Raw genomic sequence first — 21,522 nt, forward strand, 5'->3', positions numbered from 1 at the left:
CTAACAAGCCGCTACCAGCCAGATCAAATCGCAGTATCGCCGGTCTCGCCGGTACGAATCCGCACCACCTGCTCGACATCGGTAACGAAAATCTTGCCGTCGCCGATCTTGCCGGTGCGTGCGGCATTCACAATCGCTTCAACCGCCTGGTCGACGAGACTGTCCGACACTACAATTTCGATTTTCACCTTGGGCAAAAAATCCACCACGTATTCCGCGCCGCGGTAAAGTTCGGTATGGCCTTTCTGGCGGCCGAAACCCTTGACCTCGGTAACGGTCAGCCCGGTGACGCCGATTTCCGAGAGCGCTTCGCGGACTTCATCGAGTTTGAACGGCTTGATGATGGCTTCTATTTTTTTCATTTCATACCCTTTGCTTAAATAATCAACCCGGCTTGAACCGGGAAGTGATCGGATAACGGCGATCCTTGCCAAATGCACGCGGCGTAATGCGGATGCCAACAGGTGCCTGGCGGCGTTTGTATTCACTGCGGTCAATCATGCGAATCACGCGGGCAACCTCGATCTCATTGTAGCCTGCAGCGATAATTTCAGCAGGTGTCTGGTCATGCTCGACATAGCGTTCAATAATCGCATCGAGAATATCATAGGGCGGCAGCGAATCCTGGTCGGTCTGGTCTGCCCGCAGTTCTGCGGAGGGCGCGCGCTCAATGATCCGTGACGGTATCACCGGCGCAATGCCATTGCGATAGTTGGACAGCCGGTACACCAAGGTTTTGGGCACGTCGCGCAACACCGCGAAACCTCCCGCCATATCGCCGTACAGCGTAGCATAGCCCACCGCCATTTCGGATTTATTGCCGGTGGTCAGAACAATCCCGCCAAACTTGTTGGAGAGCGCCATCAACAGCGTGCCGCGGACACGCGCCTGGATGTTTTCCTCGGCCAGGTCAAACGGCAAATTGTTGAATTCGCTGGCGAGGCTGCCGAGGAAGCTGTCGTACACGCTCTTGATGGGCAACTCGCTGTATTTCACACCCAGGGTTGTCGCCATGGCGCGGGCGTCTTCCAGGCTGATGGCGGCGGTGAATTCGGACGGCATCATCACCGCATGGACCTTGTCGGCACCCAGTGCGTCGACCGCCACGGCCAGCGTCAGTGCCGAATCGATTCCACCGGACAAACCCAGCAACACGCTGGAAAAACCATTCTTGCCAATATAGTCACGCACACCCAGCTTGAGTGCTTCATATACGGATGCCTCGGTACTTAAGGGCAGCGCAATCGCGCCGGGTACGGGCGAAACACCTTTCATTTCGACCAGATAGATATCTTCAACCAGCGCCGGGAACTGGCTGGTGAGCTCGCCGTTGGCATTCATCGCGAAGGATCCGCCGTCGAAGATCAGTTCATCCTGCCCGCCCAGCAAATTGCAATACAGCATGGGCAGGCCGCTCTCGCGGATGCGTTCGCGCGCTACCTGATAGCGTTCCTGCTGCTTGCCGACATGAAACGGGGAGGCATTGAGCACAAGCAGCACTTCCGCCCCGGCCTGGGCGGCGCAGCAGGCCGCGCCTTGTTCCCAAACGTCGGCGCAGATATTCACGCCAAAGCGCACGTTATCCTGCTCGAACACGCAGGCTTGCGTGCCCGGCGTGAAGTAGCGCACTTCGTCGAATACCGTGTCGTTGGGCAGGCGCTGCTTGCGGTAAACCGCTTCGATCTTGCCATCGCGCAGCACCGAGGCCGCGTTGTAGCGGTATTTCCCTTCCTTGAGCGGATGCCCGACCACCAGCGTGATGCCCTGCGCCGCATCCAGCAGGCTGTTTAATGCGGCAGCGGACTGAACATAAAAATCATCGCGCAACAATAAATCTTCCGGTGGATAGCCCGACAACGCCAACTCCGGTGCCAGCAGGATCGTCGCACCTGCTGCCTTGGCACGTGCCGTCGCGGCACGTATCCTGGCCGCGTTGCCGACCAGATCGCCGACCGTGCAATTGATCTGCGCCAGCGCGATTTTCATCGCTGCATGGCCATCTGTACCGCCGCGCCCATTTCCGCCGGGGATTGTGCTACCACTGCACCGGCAGCTTCCAACGCGCGCATCTTGGCTTCCGCGGTACCGCTACTGCCGGCGATGATCGCCCCGGCATGCCCCATACGCTTGCCTTTGGGCGCGGTACGCCCGGCAATATAAGCGGCTACCGGTTTGGTGATGTGCTGCCGGATATAGTCGGCAGCTTCTTCCTCGCGGGTGCCGCCGATTTCGCCCACCAGAATGATGGCTTCGGTTTCCGGATCGGCCTGGAACATTTGCAGGCAATCGATGAAATCCAGCCCCTTGATAGGGTCGCCGCCGATGCCCACGCAAGTGGTCTGCCCCAGCCCCAGCCGGGTGGTCTGATGCACCGCCTCATAGGTCAGCGTGCCGGAGCGCGAGACGATGCCCACCTTGCCGCGCTGGTGGATGAAGCCGGGCATGATGCCGATCTTGCATTCGTCCGGAGTGATGATGCCCGGGCAATTGGGGCCGATCAATTTGGCACCGTTGGCGCGCAGCGCAGCTTTCACGTTCAGCATGTCCAGCACCGGGATGCCCTCGGTGATGCAGACAATGACCGCTATCCCCGCATCCGCGGCTTCCATGATGGAATCCGCCGCATAATTCGCCGGCACGTAAATCACGCTGGCATCGGCGCCGGTTTGCCGCACCGCCTCGCGCACGGTATTGAATACCGGCAGATCAAGGTGGGTTTGTCCGCCCTTGCCGGGCGTTACGCCGCCCACCATTCGCGTGCCATAAGCCAGCGCCTGTTCGGAATGAAACGTGCCCTGCTTGCCGGTGAAACCCTGGCACAGGACTTTGGTGTTTTTGTTTACTAGGATGCTCATTATTTACTTTTCCTATCAGCCACAGAGCACACAGAGATCGCAGAGGCCGGCACGCACTCTCTGTGTACTCTGTGATCTCTGCGGCAAGCATTTAAATAGCCTTGAGTGCAGCCTGCACTGCGCGTTGCGCCGCATCGGTCAAGCCGTCGGCGGTGATGATGGACAGGCCGCTGTCAGCCAGCTTTTTCTTGCCCAGCTCGACGTTGGTGCCTTCCAGCCGCACCACCACCGGCACTTGCACGCCCACTTCCTTGACTGCCTGGATAATGCCGTCGGCGATGATGTCGCAGCGCATGATGCCGCCGAAGATATTCACCAGCACCGCGCGCACCTTGCTGTCGGAAAGGATGATCTTGAATGCCTTGGCGACGGTTTCAGCCGTCGCGCCGCCACCCACGTCGAGGAAATTGGCCGGTTCGCCGCCATGCAGCTTGATCAGATCCATGGTCGCCATCGCCAACCCGGCGCCGTTCACCATGCAGCCGATGTTGCCAGCAAGCGCGATGTAATTAAGCCCGGCTTCCTGTGCGGCGACTTCCCTGGCGTCGATTTGCGTGTCGTCGCGCATATCGGCGAATTTTTTCTGCCGCCCCAGCGCGTTGTCGTCCACGCCCATCTTGCAGTCCAGCGCGACCATGCGCCCGTCTTCGGTAATCACCAGCGGGTTGATTTCCAGCAGGCTCAGATCGGATTCGATGAACAGCTTGTACAGCGCGCGCAACATGCGCGTCAGGTCGCCGATGTGGCTGCCGGTGAGGCCCAGGCCAAACGCCAGATTGCGGCACTGGAACTCCTGCAGGCCGAGCAACGGATCGCATAGCTCACGCAGAATCTTGTCCGGCTGGGTTTGCGCGACTTCCTCGATCTCCATGCCGCCCGCAACCGAGGCCACCACTGCCACACGTTCGGTTTCCCGGTCCACCAGCAGACTCAGGTACATTTCGCGTGCAATCGGCAGGGTTTCTTCCACCAGCAGCTTGCTCACCAATTGCCCGTCCGGAGCATTCTGGTAAGTCACCAACGAGTTACCCAACAACGCCTGCGCGGCTTCCAGCAAGGCATCGATGGATTTCACCAGCCGCACGCCACCGGCCTTGCCGCGGCCACCGGCGTGAATTTGCGCCTTCACCACCCAGGCGTCGCCGCCTAGATAACCGGTCGCGGCGAGTTCGGCGTGAGTCGGATCTTCCACCACGATCCCGCGCGGAGTAATGATGTTGAACTCGCGTAATAACTGCTTGGCCTGATATTCGTGTAAATTCATGCTCGAAATGTTTTTTAGCAAAAACCGAATTGTGTCGGAAAACCCATGAACACGCCACAACCTCCGCAGTTGCGCGTACTGGCAGGCATGCACGAAGTCACACCCGCAGCCTGGAATCGACTTGCCGGCAACCAGCCTTTCCTCTCCCACGCCTTTCTGCATGCGCTGGAAGCCAGCGGCTGCGTGAGCGATGAAACCGGCTGGCTCCCGCAACACCTGACACTATGGGAAGGCGAACGCCTGGTCGCCGCGCTGCCCCTCTACGCCAAAAACCATTCCTACGGCGAATACGTATTCGACTGGGCATGGGCAGAAGCCTATCAGCGCAATGGCCTGACCTACTATCCAAAATTATTGTCGGCGATACCCTTCACGCCAGTTACCGGACCACGTCTGCTGGCTGAAAGCGACGCCCACCGGGCGCTACTGGCTCACGCTGCCATCGAACATGCGCAATCTATTGGCGCGTCATCCTTTCATTGCCTGTTTCCGGACCCACCAGACAGTGCCGTATTGCAGAACGCAGGACTAATGATCCGACGCGGGGTTCAGTTTCATTGGCTCAACCAGAACTTTACCAGTTTTGACGCTTATCTCGCCGCGATGAGCCACGACAAACGCAAGAAAATCAAACAGGAGCGGCGCAGAGTGAGTGAAGCGGGTATCAGCTTCCGCCAGTTGACCGGCAACGACATCAAAGCCGAGGACTGGGCGTTTTTCACCGGTTGCTATGACAACACCTATCTTCAACATCGCTCCACCCCCTACCTCAATGTGGATTTTTTTCAGCGCGTAGGCGATACGCTGCCGGACAACGTGCTGATGATCATCGCCAGCCAGGCAGGGCACGACATTGCCGCCGCGCTCAATTTCCATGACGACACCACCTTGTATGGGCGCTATTGGGGCACACATGCTTACTCGCCCGCGCTGCATTTCGAGACTTGTTACTACCAGGCCATCGAATTCTGCATCGCGCGCGGCATCCGGCTATTTGAAGGCGGCGCGCAAGGCGAACACAAACTGGCGCGCGGATTTTTGCCGATGGAAACCACCTCTGCCCACTGGCTGGCGCACCCGCGCTTTGCCCAGGCAGTGGAAACCTTCCTGGAACGCGAAGCGCTGGGTGTCGCGCATTACATCGGAGAATTGAATGAACATTCGCCGTTCAAAAACACCCGTGCGCCCAACGCACGCTACGATATAAGCGGTAGCTAAAATAGGTTGAAGCACTTGATCCATTGCGGATATTGCGTTTCCGTGCGGATACTGCAATGCTTGAAGCGGATTTTTCCCCGCACTTGATCCAGCAATTTAGGCGCTGTGAGCAGTAAAGAAATTTCCATAGTTCGTAGGATAGGCTAAAACAATGCAACACAATGAAATTATTAAAATTTTAATTTTTAAAATAAAAATAGGATGCCTACATTACGTTAAGCCCAGATAGCCGTGCGCTACCCTGCACGCTTCTGGCGAACAGGTCGCGGCATGGGATTAACCACAGTGCTGGAACAGAAATTGATGGATTTACAACGTCTTATAAAAATGATATTGAGCGAAGCGTAGCTGACGTCGCCGCATAACTGAAGGCGTTGATGCGGACGACGCTCACAACGCTTCGCGCCAAATAACAAGTTTGCCGGGGTGATTTTCAGTGATCACTCCGAGCACAACGAAACGGGAGGCATCGCGTGACAATAACAACAATCTGCTCCGTGAATACACGGCCATCTGGGCCTAACGCCTCGTTCGAGCGTACACTCGCCGCGACGCGGCTCTGACGCTCAACTTTAAAACGTTAGGCCTATTCATGGATCGTATCCGTCTTCGAGAGCTTCAGACAGGTGAGTTTCGAAACCCCGCAGACTTTCTTGTCGCGCTACGGGAACTGGAACAGACGTTCGCTAGCTCTACCCTCGACTCAAGTGTCAAACACCTTCGCACAAACGGCCTGAAAGAATGGCGGGAAGCTAGAGAAGCTGCTCTTTTCTGCATCGGAATGACACAGCGAATTGGCCAAACAATTTATCTGAGTCGGGGGGAATCGCAAGACTACGATTTCGTTGCTTCGTGGGTCGATGGCGACGGACAACACTTCGTACCAGTTCAATTGAAAGAGGTTGTCCCTGAGTCTCGTAACGCGAACTCAAGCGTGGAGCAGATTGTTCAGTCGCTTACAAAGTATGTAGATTCAGAAGATCTTACGGTTGCTATCCACCTCAATCGGCAAGTGCACTTTGATCCGATCACTTTAGTCGTTCCGCCTTTACGTATAGCGGCATTATGGGTCTTCGCCTCAATCACCCCAGATCAATCCGAATGGGGGCTATGGGGCAACTTCCTTGAACAGCCAGAGGGTTCGCGTTTTGCATATCCGGCCTAACCTATCATATATGGACTCCCCCCAAAAGCAAGAAACCTGATCGATAGTTGTGGCTGTTCGGAATTGCGTGCAGTCGTATATCCGGCATCTTGTGTGGGTTCTGTGTGACCCGTGCCGACATGGAATCTGCTCACGGCGCGCCAATCGCTGCAAGCGGCAGCTTGGGTGCCGGCAGGGTTACCGGCGTCAGTCCGTGATGAGGCAATCGTTTGAGCCATGATGGGCGATCAGTCTCTTCGCAAACGCAGGGTGAGTGTCCTGCTGCCTTAAACCGCCACGGCATACGCCGTACGGTTCATCTTCTTGTTCTCCTCTCGAACACTGAGCTTGCCGTAGGGTTCATGATCCCGCAGTACGGCATAACAGATACGCGCGAGCTTGTTGGCCAGGGCACAGGCGGCCTTGTTGTGGTTGGTTCGTCCCTGTACCTTGAGTGCCCAGTCTTTCAGGCCGTCGATCTGCCGACTGGCCAGCCTGGCCACCGTCGCCGCTCTAAGCACCGCGCGCGCCCCGTGGGTGAGCAGCATCCTGAGATAGCGGTCGCCACGCTTGGAGATGCGCCCCAGACGTCGGGTGGAACCTGAACTGTATTCCCTGGGCGTGAGCCCGAACCAGCTGGCAAAGTGGCGGGCGTCGCGGTAGTGATTCACCTCGCCGCCGGTGGCGGCGACCATCGCGGTAGCGGTCAGCAGCCCGATGCCGGGCACGGTCAGCAATTGCTGGCAGGCCGGACTCTGTTTGGCCAGTTCAGCCAGTTCCTTCTCCAGTTGCGCGATGCGGGCTTCGAGCAGACGGATCTCTTCGATGAGCAGTTTCATCGTTCCGCGGATCAGGCCGGGAATGGCCGAGGCCGGATCGGCCAGCAGCCGAGCCATCGCTTCCACCCCGGTACGCGAACCCTGCGGAATGGCCAGGCCGAATTCCCGGCAGAAGCCGCGCAGGGCATTGATGCGGGAAGTGCGGGTGCTCATCCACAGCGAGCGGGTGCGATGCAGGCCCTGCAAGGCCTGTTGCTCGACCGATTTGACCCGCACCGGCGCAATGTCGGCGGCGCGGGCGGCTTCGAGCAGGGCCGCTGCATCGGCGGCATCGGTCTTGTTGCGCTTGACGTAGGCGCGCACGTAGCTGGCGGGCAGGAGTTTGACCTCAATACCCAGGCCGGAAAGAGCGCGGGCCCAGTGATGGGCGGAGCCGCAGGCTTCCATCACTACGAGAGATACATCGCGGTTTAAGAACCAGCGTTCGAACTGGCTGCGGGTGAGGCGGTGGGTTTCGATCACTTTCCACTGTGAATCAGCCACGGCCAGTTGAAACACACTCTTTGCCAGGTCAACGGCAACGGTAGTAGCATTCATGTCGGACTCCTTTCGTTGATGACTGACCCCCATGCCCATGAAGACCAGTAATGCCTACTATGGCAATAAAAAGCGGAGAGAGTCCATCCCATCAGTCAAGCGGGACTGGCTTACAGCGGGCTTTGCCCGCTTCCAGCTAGCCCCTTACCTCAAACGTTCAAGCTGTATAAAAACCCCTTTTCAGATTTCTTTGAGGCGAATTTTCTCGCCGCAGCGATTCCGCGCCAGCACACAAATAGTTTTGTGATTTTCACTTCAGAGAATGCGGTCGACTGACCCACTCGACTTACAGAATAGCGGGCATGATGCCCCTTCTATCGTTGGCTACCGCCCATAGCCGTGATGCGCCAGCTTCTCGATGTTGTGCACCAAACAGAAGAGATGCCATTGCGTATTCACCTTCTCCTGACCGCGCAGCGTGAAACGATCGAGTCGCTTGTTGCTGCGCAGGTTGCCAAACACCGGTTCCACCGTGGCCATTCTTTGCCCATAGCGTTTACGTCCTTCGGCGCTATCAATCGCTTGTTTCATGCGCTCGGTGTGGGGCAGCGGCGAGGCTTGCTGTTTCTGGAAGAACGCCACTTGGCGTGTGCGCGTTCTCTCGGGGTGGCGTAAGCAGCGTTGACGCAAGTCGCAAGGCCCACAACTGCGTTGGCTCCCCTGAAACTTGTGATGCGTGCGGCCATGGGTGGTGCAATGACTTCCGCTGGAGTAGAGCGATTGCCCGGCAGGGCAGATGCAGGTTTGTGCGACGGGGTCGTAGTCGAAGTCTTTAGGTTGAAACTTGCCGTCCGGCTTGGGTGGGCGCTTGTCGTGCAAAGGGTGCGGTTTGGTCTGGTGGCTGGCTTGAGCCACTAAGCGCGGATCGCGCTTACGCATCAAGCCATCGGCAATCAATGCCGGAATACCTTGCTCGTGCAATTGCTTGAGGTTGGCTTCGGAGTGGTAGCCCGCATCCGCCGTAATCAGGGTTTGCGCCGTGCGATAAGGCTGGGTTCGCTCTATCATCGGCAGCAGGATTTCTTGCTCGCTACCCGAGCCCAGGGCGGTGGCGGCCACAATGATTTGATGTTGGCTGTCGACGGCGGCAACACCGGTGAAGCCTTGGATCACGCCTTTGGAGGTGGCCATTTTGGCGCTGTCATTGTCCGTCGTGTTGCTTTTACGAATCGCGCCTTTACGCGAGCGGCGTTCCTTATGCTTGGCCAGAAAGGCGCGGATGCGCGCGGCTTCAGTGGCGAGTTTCTGGGTGCGTTGCACATCAAGCTCGTTGTCCTCGACTGCGTTGGTTTCATCGCGGCTTTGGTGCGTGGTGAGGATCGTGGCCACTGCGGCTTCCATACGCTCAGCTTGGCGTGCCAGCTCGGCGTGGGTGCCACTGCGTTTCTTGGCGGCATTGCTGGGCAGCTTGACGCCGTCGATGGCAAACATCTGGCGACCGATCAAGCCTTGCGCATCACAGGTCAGGAGCACTTGGGTGAACAGCTCGGTGATTTCGCTGCGCAGTTCGCGCACGAATTTGGCCAGGGTGGTGAATTGCGGGGCGCAATCGCCGGAGATGGCCATAAACAGGACATTCTCGCGGCAGGCGCGCTCTATATTGCGGCTGCTGATCATGCCGCGGCTGTAGGCGAGCAGGATGATCTTGAGTAGGACGCGGGGGTCGTAGGCGGTGCTGCCGGTGTCGTCGTTGCGGTAGCGGCGATCCAGGGCGCCAAGATCGAGCTCGTGGTCGATCAGGTAGTCCAAGGCGTATTCGAAGCTGCCGCTCATCAATTGCGCATCCAACACCACCGGTAGAAATCGCGGACTGCGATCAATGATCTTGTAGCGGGCCATGTGCATTTCCTGTGGTTATCGCGATTATTTCTTCGACCTTGTCCGGGTGAATCGTTCAGGGCAGAATGGGGTTTTTATACAGCTTCGTTGGGCATATCTATGGCACTTTGGGTTTGGCCAGCTCGGGTTTGCCCTGCGCGTTCACGCCGTGCACGGTAAAAATGTTCTCGGTGAGATCAATTTCAATGACGATAATGCTCATGACTTCCCCTTTCTGGTGGTGTTGATGAAATCTGGAAATTCCATCATGGCACGCTTGATGCCGTTTGCGACAACTTCGCCGCAGCCTCGGGACGGGGAAGTCCCTTTCATTCGATAGAAGCATGGGCCAATCCCGGATGACTTGCCCTTCGTGCGGTGGAAAACTCAGAATCAAAAAAACCATCAAGTGCTCTCTGGCTGACTTCATCGGCGTCACCTTCGTAAGTCTCTTTCTATTGGGTGTCGTCGCCCTTGTAGCGCATATGCTCGGTCCTTGGGGCTTTGCCTATGCAGTCATATTGGTGTTGATCGCCTGGTATATTGTCCGCCGACGTGGAGCCAAAGAATTATGGCAACCCATGAACACATCTGGCGTGTTCGCTGAAGGTTGGCTGCTGGGTGGTGTGTTGTTCCTGCTTGGTGCGGTCTTTCGCTTCTTCTTCAGGTGGGAAATACAGCGGCATCAGGTATGCTCTCAATGTGGGTATAGAAACTATGCTGAGAAGTAGCGCTATCGTTTCTAACACTGCGCTCCCTTCGGTCGCTGGACGCTGCGCGATAAAGCCCCGGTTAGCTCTACGTTGACGCTGTAGAAAAACCCTCTGACGAAAAATCGGACCAACAATGAATCAAAATCGACCTCTCAATATGCGCTGTATGCAACGATCTCGGACTGGGGAAGGATCAAGTGCCCCCCGGAAACCGGTTTGCCTGACCCCTCAAGTCGTTTTTCTACAGCCTCGTTAGGCAGCACGTAGAGGATATTTATGGCCACATTAGAATTGTCTCAAGCAAATGCAATCATTGATGCTTCGATTGCAAAGGGTCGGCAGATGCGTCTCTCTCCTCTTGCGGTCGCCGTGCTCGACGCAGGCGGAAACCTAGTTGCTTTCAAACGAGAGGATGGAGCAGGTTTCTTCCGATTTGACATCGCCTACGGAAAAGCGTGGGGAGCGCTCGGCTTGGGATTCGGCACGCGTGAGATTGCAGAACGCGCAGTGAAACTCCCGACTTTTTATGCCGCCCTTTCAGCGGCGAGTCAAGGACGGATCATTCCCTCACCGGGTGGCGTGCTCATCTCGGATATTGACGGAGACGTGATCGGAGCAGTGGGCATTTCAGGAGATCTGGGCGACAACGATGAGGCTTGTGCCCTTGCTGGTATCAAAGCGATTGGGTTGTCAGCAGTTCCAGGATCGAAAGGCTGAACCGCGCAAGCAGTGCTTTGGGTCGATATGCATCGCAACACGGAGGAGGATTTATGCTCATCTGGACGAACAGCCAAGAGGAAGTCGACTGGACAGAGCTGGAAACGCTCTATCGTCTCGCGCCACTTGGGAATAAGAGCGCAACGCACTTGAAGCTGGTTTTTGGGAACAGCATGTTCAAGTGGTTTGCGCGCGAAGAGGGCAAGCTCGTCGCCGCGGGCAGGGCTCTGGCAGACGGGGCAGACTGCTCATATATCTGTGACATAGCCGTTCTTCCGAGTCACCAGGGTATGGGAGTGGGAAAGGAAATGGTGTCCAGATTGGTCGCCGACTCGAAGGAACACAAGAAGATCATCCTTTACTCCGTCCCGGGCAAGGAATCCTTCTATAAGAAGCTGGGGTTTTTGCGGCTGCTTACCGGGATGGCAATCTTCCAAGACCGTGAATCGGGCATAGAACGAGGATACCTCAGCGAGGTGGCCTAACCAATCATATATAGACTCTTCCCAAAAGCAAGAAACCTGATCGATAGTTGTGGCTGTTCGGAATTGCGTGCAGTCGTATATCCGGCATCTTGTGTGGGTTCTGTGTGACCCGTACCGACATGGAATCTGCTCACGGCAAGACTATCGCTACAAGCGGCAGCTTGAGTGCCGGCAGGGTTACCGGCGTCAGTCCGTGATGATGCGATCTGAACCCCGATGGCGATCAGTCTCCGCGTTCACGGGGTCCTGAAGCGTCCTGAATCAGCCAAATAGTCCGGTTAATCCGCCCCACACACCCAGTCCGGCGGTAAGTGTAATGGTCAGCGCCACGACTACCGCGTAGACGCCTCGAAGCTGGCTGCCCTGTGGCAATGCGCGTCGCGCCAGGGCGTACAGAAAGCCAAGCACCACCGGCAGCAACAGGGCGTTCATGACCTCCACGCCGACGCTGAGATCAACCAGATTAATACCGGAACTCACCAACAAACCGCTTGCCACCAGCACCGTTACGAACACCAGATAGAACCACGGTGCTTCGCGCGGATGATGTTCCAGCGAGTGTTTGTAGCCGGTGACTTCACCCAGCCCCCAGGCGGCGGTAAGCGACACCACTATAGCCGCCACCAGCGAGGCACCCAGCATACCCAGGGCGAACATCAGACGGCCATTTTCCACGCCCAGGTAGGGGGTAAGGGCATGGGAAATTTGCTGCACCGTGTCGAGCCGGGACGCCCCGCCGCTGCGTCCGAAGGTGGCCGCCACGGCGATGAGAATCGCCGCCATGATGGCCTGGGCGACGACCGCGCCGATCGCCGTGTCCCAGCGCGCGGCCGGCAGATGATGCGGTTTCAGGCCTTTGTCCACCACGGCTGATTGCTGGTAGAAAACCATCCAGGGCATGATCACAGCACCGATGTTGGCCGCCACCAGATAGAGATACCCATGGTCGGCCAGCGGCATGCTGGCGAGTCCGTGGAGCACTTCTGCCGGATCCGGATGGGACACTACCGCCACGTAGACAAAGGCCAGTTCAAACAGGCCAATGGCTACCGCGACACGTTCCACCGAACGGTATGATCCGGAAATCACCATAGTGAGCAGGAATCCCAACGTCGCCAGCACACTCGCCCAGATTGGGATACCGTAAAGCGAACCAACGCCGGCGATGCCGCTCAATTCGGTAATCAGCGCACCGAGGCAGGACACCAGCAAAGTGGATACCGACAGCCACGCCCAGCCACGGCCGAAGTGTTGCTTGATCAGTTCGCCATGACCGCGCCCGGTGAGAAGGCCCAAACGTAGAGTCAGCTCCTGAACCAGATACAGAATCGGGATCAGCAGCAGCTGCAAGGCCAGCAGCTTATATCCCCACTGGGCGCCGCTCTGCGCCGCGGTAATCACGCTACCGGCATCCGTGTCAGCCAGCATCACGACCAGACCGGGTCCGGCCACGGCAAGGAAGGCAGCCAGGCGGGCTCGGGACGGTGCAATAAGGGTATTTATCATGATGCGCCAGTTAATGAATGAGAATTATTTTTATTTTTCCATTCAAAAGACGTGTCAATCTGACAAATGGTTCCCATGATGACAAAAAAATTACGAGGCGTGAAAAACCGAACTTTAGCCCGCCATGACGGCAGGGCGGAACAATTCTGCGGTTATCTATATTTCCCGCACCAGCCGGAATCCCAGATTGACGTCCAGTTCATCGCGTAGCCGCGATCTCCGCGCTGCGCTGCGTGCAGCTGTGGCCGGATCGAACCAGGAGCCACCCTTGACCACGATACGCTGATTATTGCCGCGTCCAGGCAGACTATGCCCGTCGGACGGTGCATGCTGGTAATCGGGTTGCCAGGGGCTGGCAGTCATTTCCCATACGTTGCCGTGCATATCGTGGAGCCCCCACAGGTTGGCGGGTTTGGTACCGACTTCCATTGCCCACATCATGGAACCGCATTGCGGAAAGAAGCTGCGCCGTTTTTTGGTTTTTTCTGGAAACGGGAACATCGGTTTGAACAGCACTTCGCGACAGCTGGCGTAATCACCGTAATGGAATGGCGTATCCGTACCGGCACGTGCGGCATATTCCCATTCAGCTTCACTAGGCAGACGATAGAGCTGGCCAGTTTCACTGTTCAGCCAGTCGATAAACAGCAACGCATCGGCCATACGAATGTTCACTACCGGCTCGCGTCCTTGCGCCTGGATCAGTTCGCGCACCTGGCTCCAGCCGGTAGCCGCACGGAAACGCTGCCATTCCTCGGCGGTGATGGTGTAACGACCGATCGCGAAAGCACGGCTGAGCTGCACATAATGAAGCGGTGCTTCGCTCGGCTCGTGACCCGGTTCATGGCTGGGCGATCCCATCTCAAACCAGCCGGCTGGGATGACTGCCATTTCCGGCCCTGCCGAGCCGTCGCTGCGCAGGGAGTCGCTGAAGTGCACTTTCAATCCCAGTTGCTGTGCGGTAGTGTGCTGGGCATGGCGCAAAGCCGCCTCATCCATATCATGAACGAAACCGCTGGGGTGTGTTTGGGCTGAATTGATGTGCATGAGTAATCCCGTATTCGACAGAGAGTGAAATATTCTATCGAATAGGACGCTTATGAGCGAAATCCGTTCCGGTGTGCCTGATTAATTGCCACTAAAAGTGGTTTGAACGGAATATCGCGTCCCCATTTCTGCACCAATGGCATGAAATCGAGGTCGGTCTGTGCAGGACAACTGTAGCGTCCCGCAGTCATGTCATCGAACAGCTTGCGCAATTGCACGTCGAGCTGGTCGATAAACGGCAGATAGCGCTCCATTTCTTCGGGTTCGTCCTCGACGCAGGCACGCAGCTCATCCACTTCGTAAACGGCCTGATGGACAAGATCGATCAGTTCGTCCATGGTTTTGGGTTGGTGCATATTCATCCTGTCCTGATAAACAAAAACAGGGGCAAACGCCCCTGTATCAATTGGCTCGAACAAGCTTAACGCTTGGCGGCGATTTCTTCCAGCCTGGTGGCGCGGATAACTTGACCATCCAGCCCCGCATCCTTGGCAGAACCGCCATAAGCGACAGTCATCAACTGGCTGTAATACATCACCGGGATGTTGAATTTCTTACCGTATTTCTTGTTGATGGCACCCTGATAAATTTCCACGTTGGCCTGGCATAGCGGACACGGCGTAACGATCATTTCAGCGCCGTGGTCGTAGGCGGACTCGACTATGTCCTTGATCTGCGCCTGGGCCTTGTCCGGCTCGGAAAAGGCCAGCGCACCGCCGCAGCAGGTGACTTTCTGGTCGTAGCTGGTAAGGGCTTCGCCGCCCACCATTTCCACCAGCTTGTCCAGGTACATGGGGTTTTCGAAAGATTCGCCGACGATACCGAACGGACGATTGGTCTGGCAACCGACATAGCCGGCAAACTTGATGCCTTCCAGCGATTTAACTACCGGCTTTTTCAGTTCATCGTAACCAAAATCTTCGATCAGCACTTCGACCATGTGGCGAATGTTGGACTCGCCCTTGTATTCGAGACCCGCTTCCTTGAGAGCTTCGTTGGTATCGGCCATCAGTTGCGATGAGGCGTCGAGGCGTTCCTTGGTCTCGCGCGCACCCAGCCAGCAGGCTGCACACGTCGCGACAATTTCCTGGCCTGGCAGGTTTTGCTCAGCCAGCGCAAAATTGCGCGCATTCAAAACATGGCGCGGCAACTCGCCACCTTCGGCATAACCAATGGACGCACTGCAGCAATTCCAGTCCGGGATTTCGGTAAGCTTGATGTCTAGGGTTTTGCACATCGAGTCCACGGATTTGAGGTAATTGGACGCCGAGGCACCGCGCTGCGACGAGCAGCCTGGGTAAAATGCGTATTCTTTCTTGGCCATTTTCAATACTCCTTAAGCCGTTTTGATTGCCTTGCGGCGCTCTTCGATTTCGTGCGCCTTTTTCAGCATGGCGTGGATGCCCTTCTGATCTTTGCAACCGTGCGCCTTGAACAACTCGAATGGATTGAGGCGCTTGGCTTTTAACAAACCCAGAGCGACATCCTTCATTGCCAGACCATTGATAATCCCTTGTTTGAAACCATCCTTGAAATACAAACCCAGCGAAAGTTTCAGCTCGTTTACACGACCGGTCTGGATGCAATTGTTCCAGAACAGCTTGGCAAAATGGCGGGTGGGCTGGTTCTTCGGGGCGAGTCCGAGGCGGTGCGCGTAATTGGCAAGTCCGTGCATGATGTGGGTAATTGGCAGCTTGCGCGGACAACGCACGATGCAGTTGTAGCACGAGGTGCACATCCACATGGATTGCGAGTTCAGCACTTCCTCACGCTTTCCGGCACGGATCATCATGAAAATTTCCTGCGGTGGATGATCCCATCCCGCCTGGAAATTGGTGGGGCAGGAGCCGGAGCATACGCCGCATTGCATGCACATCTTGACCCAGTTGCCCTCCTCCACCATGGCTTCGACTTCCTTGAGGAAGTTATTGTTGTACTGGGCGGCGGCCTGACTGCTTAAATTACTCATCGCGCTGTTCTCCTAGAAGCCTTTGAATGGGCTCATGCCGATTTCGAACATGCGTTTTTCGAAGTCGTTGATCAGCTTCGGTACGCGGTCAATGTCGGTAATCGCCACTTCGTAGGTCTGTACCCGGTCGGTTTCCAGGTTGAAACCCTTCAAGGTGTCGTCAATTTTGCTCATGCGATAGTTGGCCAGTTCGGAGCCTTTCACGAAATGACACTGGTACTCGTCGCCGTGCTTGCAGCCCATCAGCATCACACCGTCATAACCGGAGTTGAGCGCGTCGGTTATCCAGATGGTATTGACCGAACCCAGGCAACGGACTGGCACAACGCGCACGAACGAACTGGTTTCAGTGCGGTTCATCGCCGCCATGTCCATCGCCGGGTAGGCATCGTTCTCGCACGCCAGCACCAGGATGCGCGGTTTCTCGGAAAATTCGTCGGGGATGCTGACTGCCTTGATCTGGCTGCCCACCGTGTCAACCGAATAGTTCTCGAAAGAGATCACCCGCACCGGACAGGCGCCCATGCAGGTGCCGCAGCGGCGGCAGCGCGATTCGTTGAACATCGGGTAGCGTTTTTCGTCTTCGTCAATCGCGCCGAACGGGCACTCCACCGTGCAACGCTTGCACTGGGTACACCCTTCCAGCCGCACCGAAGGGTAGGACAGGTCGCCCGAGCGCGGGTGCGCAGCGCTGCCGATGGCGGCGTTTTCCAGCGCCTGGATTGCTTTCAGCGTGGCGCCGGTGGCGTCCTCTTTGGCTTGAGCGATATCCATCGGACGCCGAACCGGACCGGCCGTGTAGATACCGGTGCGACGCGTTTCGTAGGGAAAGCAAATAAAGTGGGAATCGGTGAAGCCGTATTTCAGCTGCGGCACGTCCTTGCCCTGACGATAGTCCAGGTTGAGGATGGAGATGGTTTTTTTCTCCACCTCGGCGGCCGCTTCCTCTCCTTCCACCGCCTTGAAATCGATGTTCACGCCCGAGTTAGGCACCTGGCCGGTGGCAAGTACCACCAGATCTGCATTTTCGATGCTGGCGTTCTGGTCGTCGAGGATCAGGTCGTGAAAATTCACCTTACAGGTATTGCCGGCAGGTACCACCGAAGCTACTTTACCCTTGGTAAAAATTACGCCCTTTTCCTGCGCGCTGCGATAAAAGTCCTCGCCATTGCCGGGGGTGCGCAGATCAGTGTAGAGCACCGTGGTGTCTATGTCGGCGTTGGCATCCTTGAAGTACATCGCCTGCTTGATGCTGGTATTGCAGCAATGACCCGAACAATAGGCCAGATGCGTACCGCTGGCGTCACGCTGACCGGCGCACTGCACGAATACGACTGATTTTACCGGCTGGCCATCGGATGGGCGCAAAATCGGCCCGCCGCGTTCAGCCGCTTCCCGCGCCAGCTGTTCCAGACCGCCCTGGTCTACGACATTCGGCGATGCACCATAACCGAGTTCAGGCAGCTTGTTGGCGTCATAAAGCTCGAAACCCGTCGCCTGAACAATAGCGCCGACGTCTTCGGTGGCTGTGCTGCCGGATTCAGTGGCAATTTCTGCCTGGAAACGGCCCGGCGCACCGCTGGTTTTGGCGAGTGTTGCATTCAGGTAAACCTTGATGTTGGGGTCGGCTTCGATGGCCGACACCATCCCTGCCACCCCGTTATCCACAGGCGCTTTGTAGGGCTCATGCGAAGGTACGCGCATATGCAATTTGGCTGCCCAGCCACCGAGCTGACCGGATTTTTCCACCAGCACCACCGGATAGCCGGTTTTGGCCGCTTCCAGCGCCGCGGTCATACCGGTAATGCCGCCGCCAACAACCAGCAATGTCTTGCTGGTGCCGGTATTGGGGTTGCCCTCAGGCTGACGCATGGCCTTGATCTCGGCGCAGCCCATGCGCAGGTAATCTTCCGCCATTTCCTGCGTGGTTTCACGCGCCTCTTCGGTATCGGGGCGAATCCAGATCACACCCTCGCGCAGATTGGCGCGGGACATGGCGACGCTGGGAAAGTTGAACGCATCGGTCTTGGCGCGGCGCGAACAGGCGCCGATCATGATATGGCTCACGCCATCGTTATCGATGTCGTTCTGGATCATCGCCACCCCTTCGCTGCTACACAGGAAGGGATGAGGTTTGACTTGCTGGATTTTGCCTTCTTTTTTCACCACATCGACCAGCGCATCCGTATCCAGACGTTCGCCCAGACCACAACCCTGGCAGATATACGCGGCGACTTTTTTCTCTACGGCCATGTTTTAAACCTCCGCCTTTGCCACTCTGTTAACCACCTGAATCGCCCGCAACGCCGCCGCAGTGGCCGATTGCACCGAGCGATTCACATCCAGCGCGTTGGACGCACACCCTGCGCCAAAGAACGCGCCGTTGGCTGGATCAGCCTCGATAAAACCGCTGGAATCGGCAAGAATTTCTGCCGGGATCTTGGCGCCCTTCACCGAAGGTTCCATACCCACCGCCAGTACGCATAGGTCGTGCGGGGTAGCATAACGGTGATAGCCTTCGGTGTTCACACCGTGCAGGATTACATCCCCGCTGGCGTCGTCCTGGGTGACCTTGGCCACTTTGGATTTGATGAAACTGACGTTGGGATTGGCCTGCACCTTGGCGTAGAAATCTTCGAAACGGTCAATGGCGCGGATATCGATATAGTAAATGGTGGACTTGCCCTCATTGCCATACCGTTCCTCCACATAGTTGGTCTGCTTGAGCGAGGCCATGCAGCAAATACGCGAGCAGTGGCGCAAGTGATTTTCGTCACGCGAACCGGCACACTGGATGAAAGCGACATTCTTCGCTTCCTTGCCATCCGAAGGGCGCAAAATCTTGCCGCCGGTGGGTCCGTGCGGATCAGCCAGGCGCTCGAACTCGACGCTGGTAATCACATTCTTGAAACGGTCGTAGCCGTAAGGCTGAATCTTGTTGGCGTCGTAGGGCTGCCAGCCAGTTGCCCAGACCACGGCACCGGCTTTGATCTGCACGGTTTCTTCCTGCATATCGAGGTCTATGGCGTTATATTTGCATGCCGCCTTGGCCTTGTCGGCATCCGGCGTGCCGATAATGGATTTATCCAGCACAAAGCGCATCGGATAAGCCATTTTGTTGGGCAGATAAGCCGCCTTCATTTTGTTCAGCCCATAATTAAACGGGTTGGGGATCTCGGCGTCTACTGCCTTGGCGCAATCACCGCAGGCAGTACAGTTGGCGTTGACATAACGTGGCGTGATTCTGATGGTGGCGGTGTAGTCGCCCTTGGCGCCAGTGATGCCGGTTACCTCCGCCATGGTCAGCAGACGGATACGCGGATTGGACTTGAGCCGGCGCAGGTTGATTTCCAGGCCGCAAATCGGATGACACAGTTTGGGAAAATAGCGGTATAGCTGAGAAGTACGCCCACCTATGGCCGGATTTTTCTCCACCAACACCACATTCTTGCCGGTTTCTGCTGCTTCCAATGCAGCTGTCATACCGGATATACCGCCACCGACGACCAGGATGGTCTCGTTTGTTGCTACAACTTCCGTCATCAGGTCTCCTCCATTCAAACGGATAAAGTGTCTGCCGATTACGGCGAACACTCGAATTTGCGAGAAGCCGCTCGAGCAGTCTTTTCACCAGAAATAAACTTGTTTAGGCACAATTCTGAGCTGCGGTGAATGTTACCCTGAACCACGCGGGCTATCCACAGCAGGCCGGGGTAAATTCAATTGAAAATTCTTATCCCGAAATAGAGGGGGTGAATTGCAGCGAATGCTTATGCTGATGTTGTGTAGTCAACAAGGTGCTTCCAGCATATCTTAATTCGGGATTCCGGTGGCTACAGTCAGATTGATGCGGGGTAGAGTAGTTCCCTGGATGTATCACCGGCCAAATTGAGAAGATGTGTCACATCGTTCATGTCATCAATGGCGCATTTTCCATCTTCCAAAGTGAAAGTGGTCATTGAAGCGTTCTCGATGCGGATATTCCGAAATGCGGAAAGTGGTTGGCCCAGCGCTTCCAGCACCGCCATCCTGGCAACTCCATCGTGGGTGATTGCCAGAATAGTTCCAGACTGGCCGGCCGTATACTCAAAAAATGACTGCACGCGCTGCTGCATGTCGCTGAGTGATTCTCCCCCGGGAAATCTCACTTGATCAGGGTTGCGCTTCCACTGGCGCAACAGCTCGGGCCATTTCTGCTTGACGGTTGCCTGTTGCAACCCTTCCCATTCACCGTAGGCAAGTTCCATCAGACGGTGATCGGTGGTAACCGGGAGATTGAGCCGGGTAGCAATAATATGCGCCGTTGCCTGGGCCCGCATTAAAGGGCTTGCCACAATGCTGATCCCATCGCTTGCTGCAAATCGCTCGGCAAGAGCCTGTGCTTGCACCTCTCCACGCGCTGAAAGCGATGGATTACTATGCCCTTGATAGCGACCGTCCTGGTTCCAGGTGGTTTCGCCGTGTCTAGCCAGCATCAATCTCATTGAATACCGATCCTGAGCAAATCGAACGGATGCGAAATCATTCAGTAACGCCAGGCTACGCCAAACACCCATCGGTTGCCGGCGTGGATGCCTTGACCCGCCAGATCGGCCTCATACTCGACAATCGGCCGTATGTTCTTGGTCAGTGAAAAACGCAACCCCAGTCCGCCTCTGAGCAGGTTATACACTTCCGACGCGTTCGGATTTTCGCTGGATGGAAGTGCAGTGTTCACGCCAAAGGTTCGCGCGCAGAACAGGGAACCAAAGATGTCCACGTTCTGAAACAGTCGGGTACCCACGTCTGCGGTAGCGCGCCACTGCGTCACGCTGCTGTTGAAAAACATGCGCGGCCCGATGGAAAAACTTCCATAGGCGAGTCGCTGGCCGAATTGGTGCTTGATGCCGAATAGATAGTCCGGTTCTATCGCAGTGTGGCCCACACCCATCTGCGGATTGCTCGAGGTCGATCCTGCAGGCAGGATAATGTTCAAAGCAATGGCATCGGCAAAAACCTTACCTTGTCTCAATCCGCGCACCAGGCCAATCTCCTGATCCTGCAGACCGGATGCTGTGTAGGTCGTGCTCGTATTTTTTTTCGTCTTGGTCTTGCTCTCCTGTGCCGCCCGCAAGTCATATTGCAGCGCCCATCCATCTCCCAGGCCATGTTCTCCGGTTACTTTAAGTTGCGTCTCGGAAATTTTTGAAGTGCTGGGAAACGTTTCACTGCCAAAGTGTGAGGAAGAAAACGTACGATCAGAACGGTATAGGCGCAGTACCGGTTTGACTTTTCCCGTTCCCGCCGCAGGAATCCAGGGGTCTGCGCTGGCAGGAAAAACAATCAGGGCTGGCGCCAATGCAATCAACATCCTGACGCCTGTTTTTATATGCATGCTTATTCCTGGCCTCTCTTTGTTGTGCGCAAAATC

20 protein-coding genes are annotated in these 21,522 nt (G+C 56.5%); 5 read left to right on the forward strand and 15 right to left on the reverse strand.

Annotation, left to right across the window (positions count from 1 at the left end; translation table 11 throughout):
* Positions 1–23: 23 nt before the first annotated feature.
* From ACFDAU_RS09535 to sucC, 4 genes are all read right to left on the reverse strand, one after another.
* Positions 24–362, reverse strand: coding sequence for a P-II family nitrogen regulator (locus ACFDAU_RS09535; protein ID WP_413436698.1), 339 nt, complete (start codon positions 360–362; stop codon positions 24–26).
* 22 nt (positions 363–384) lie between these two features.
* A complete protein-coding gene (locus tag ACFDAU_RS09540) occupies positions 385–1,986 on the reverse strand; it encodes an NAD+ synthase (protein WP_413436699.1) in 1,602 nt (533 codons plus the stop codon).
* A complete protein-coding gene (sucD, locus tag ACFDAU_RS09545) occupies positions 1,983–2,855 on the reverse strand; it encodes a succinate--CoA ligase subunit alpha (protein WP_413436700.1) in 873 nt (290 codons plus the stop codon). The genes ACFDAU_RS09540 and sucD overlap by 4 nt, the downstream gene beginning before the upstream one ends.
* 91 nt (positions 2,856–2,946) lie before the next feature.
* Positions 2,947–4,119: an ADP-forming succinate--CoA ligase subunit beta gene (gene sucC, locus ACFDAU_RS09550; RefSeq protein ID WP_413436701.1), complete on the reverse strand. Its 1,173-nt coding sequence runs from the start codon at positions 4,117–4,119 to the stop codon at positions 2,947–2,949.
* 45 nt (positions 4,120–4,164) lie between these two features.
* On the opposite strand from sucC, the gene ACFDAU_RS09555 reads away from it, so the two are divergent.
* A complete protein-coding gene (locus tag ACFDAU_RS09555; protein WP_413436702.1) occupies positions 4,165–5,337 on the forward strand; it encodes a GNAT family N-acetyltransferase in 1,173 nt (390 codons plus the stop codon).
* A gap of 592 nt (positions 5,338–5,929) precedes the next feature.
* On the forward strand, positions 5,930–6,502 hold the full coding sequence (locus ACFDAU_RS09560; RefSeq protein ID WP_413436703.1) for a hypothetical protein: 573 nt from the start codon (positions 5,930–5,932) through the stop codon (positions 6,500–6,502).
* A gap of 266 nt (positions 6,503–6,768) precedes the next feature.
* Here the strand turns inward: ACFDAU_RS09560 and ACFDAU_RS09565 are convergent, their stop codons facing one another.
* Both ACFDAU_RS09565 and ACFDAU_RS09570 read right to left on the reverse strand, forming a co-directional pair.
* Positions 6,769–7,857, reverse strand: a complete 1,089-nt coding sequence (locus tag ACFDAU_RS09565) for an IS110 family transposase (protein ID WP_413436704.1) — start codon at positions 7,855–7,857, stop codon at positions 6,769–6,771.
* A 324-nt stretch (positions 7,858–8,181) separates the two neighbouring features.
* Positions 8,182–9,696 carry an IS1182 family transposase gene (locus ACFDAU_RS09570; protein ID WP_413436705.1) on the reverse strand — a complete coding sequence of 505 codons (1,515 nt, stop codon included), beginning with the start codon at positions 9,694–9,696 and terminating at the stop codon, positions 8,182–8,184.
* 323 nt (positions 9,697–10,019) lie between these two features.
* Between ACFDAU_RS09570 and ACFDAU_RS09575 the strand changes: the two genes are divergently transcribed.
* The 3 genes from ACFDAU_RS09575 (at position 10,020) to ACFDAU_RS09585 (ending at position 11,590) form a co-directional block, all read left to right on the forward strand.
* Entirely contained in the window at positions 10,020–10,406 is a 387-nt protein-coding gene (locus tag ACFDAU_RS09575; RefSeq protein ID WP_413436706.1) for a hypothetical protein, read from the forward strand.
* A 258-nt stretch (positions 10,407–10,664) separates the two neighbouring features.
* Complete coding sequence (locus tag ACFDAU_RS09580; protein WP_413436707.1) at positions 10,665–11,105, forward strand: GlcG/HbpS family heme-binding protein; 441 nt, start codon at positions 10,665–10,667, stop codon at positions 11,103–11,105.
* A gap of 53 nt (positions 11,106–11,158) precedes the next feature.
* Complete coding sequence (locus ACFDAU_RS09585) at positions 11,159–11,590, forward strand: GNAT family N-acetyltransferase (protein WP_413436708.1); 432 nt, start codon at positions 11,159–11,161, stop codon at positions 11,588–11,590.
* A gap of 261 nt (positions 11,591–11,851) precedes the next feature.
* Here the strand turns inward: ACFDAU_RS09585 and ACFDAU_RS09590 are convergent, their stop codons facing one another.
* From ACFDAU_RS09590 to ACFDAU_RS09630, 9 genes are all read right to left on the reverse strand, one after another.
* A complete protein-coding gene (locus ACFDAU_RS09590; RefSeq protein WP_413436709.1) occupies positions 11,852–13,096 on the reverse strand; it encodes an NRAMP family divalent metal transporter in 1,245 nt (414 codons plus the stop codon).
* 156 nt (positions 13,097–13,252) lie between these two features.
* Positions 13,253–14,143 (reverse strand): formylglycine-generating enzyme family protein, encoded by an 891-nt coding sequence (locus ACFDAU_RS09595; protein WP_413436710.1) that lies wholly within the window; start codon positions 14,141–14,143, stop codon positions 13,253–13,255.
* Between the two features lie 50 nt (positions 14,144–14,193).
* Entirely contained in the window at positions 14,194–14,499 is a 306-nt protein-coding gene (locus ACFDAU_RS09600) for a hypothetical protein (protein ID WP_413436711.1), read from the reverse strand.
* Between the two features lie 65 nt (positions 14,500–14,564).
* Positions 14,565–15,467, reverse strand: coding sequence for a CoB--CoM heterodisulfide reductase iron-sulfur subunit B family protein (locus tag ACFDAU_RS09605; protein ID WP_413436712.1), 903 nt, complete (start codon positions 15,465–15,467; stop codon positions 14,565–14,567).
* A gap of 12 nt (positions 15,468–15,479) precedes the next feature.
* The gene (locus ACFDAU_RS09610) at positions 15,480–16,112 is read right to left on the reverse strand and encodes a 4Fe-4S dicluster domain-containing protein (protein ID WP_124704348.1); all 633 of its coding nucleotides are present in this window, start codon (positions 16,110–16,112) and stop codon (positions 15,480–15,482) included.
* A 12-nt stretch (positions 16,113–16,124) separates the two neighbouring features.
* Complete coding sequence (locus ACFDAU_RS09615) at positions 16,125–18,365, reverse strand: FAD-dependent oxidoreductase (protein ID WP_413436713.1); 2,241 nt, start codon at positions 18,363–18,365, stop codon at positions 16,125–16,127.
* Between the two features lie 3 nt (positions 18,366–18,368).
* Positions 18,369–19,655: a CoB--CoM heterodisulfide reductase iron-sulfur subunit A family protein gene (locus ACFDAU_RS09620; protein WP_413436714.1), complete on the reverse strand. Its 1,287-nt coding sequence runs from the start codon at positions 19,653–19,655 to the stop codon at positions 18,369–18,371.
* A gap of 296 nt (positions 19,656–19,951) precedes the next feature.
* The gene (locus tag ACFDAU_RS09625) at positions 19,952–20,596 is read right to left on the reverse strand and encodes a histidine phosphatase family protein (RefSeq protein ID WP_413436715.1); all 645 of its coding nucleotides are present in this window, start codon (positions 20,594–20,596) and stop codon (positions 19,952–19,954) included.
* Positions 20,597–20,637: 41 nt separating this feature from the next.
* Complete coding sequence (locus ACFDAU_RS09630) at positions 20,638–21,486, reverse strand: hypothetical protein (RefSeq protein WP_413436716.1); 849 nt, start codon at positions 21,484–21,486, stop codon at positions 20,638–20,640.
* Between the last annotated feature and the right edge of the window lie 36 nt (positions 21,487–21,522).

The organism is Sulfuriferula sp. GW1, assembly GCF_047300855.1.
In the GTDB taxonomy this organism is placed as follows: Bacteria; Pseudomonadota; Gammaproteobacteria; order Burkholderiales; family Sulfuriferulaceae; genus Sulfuriferula.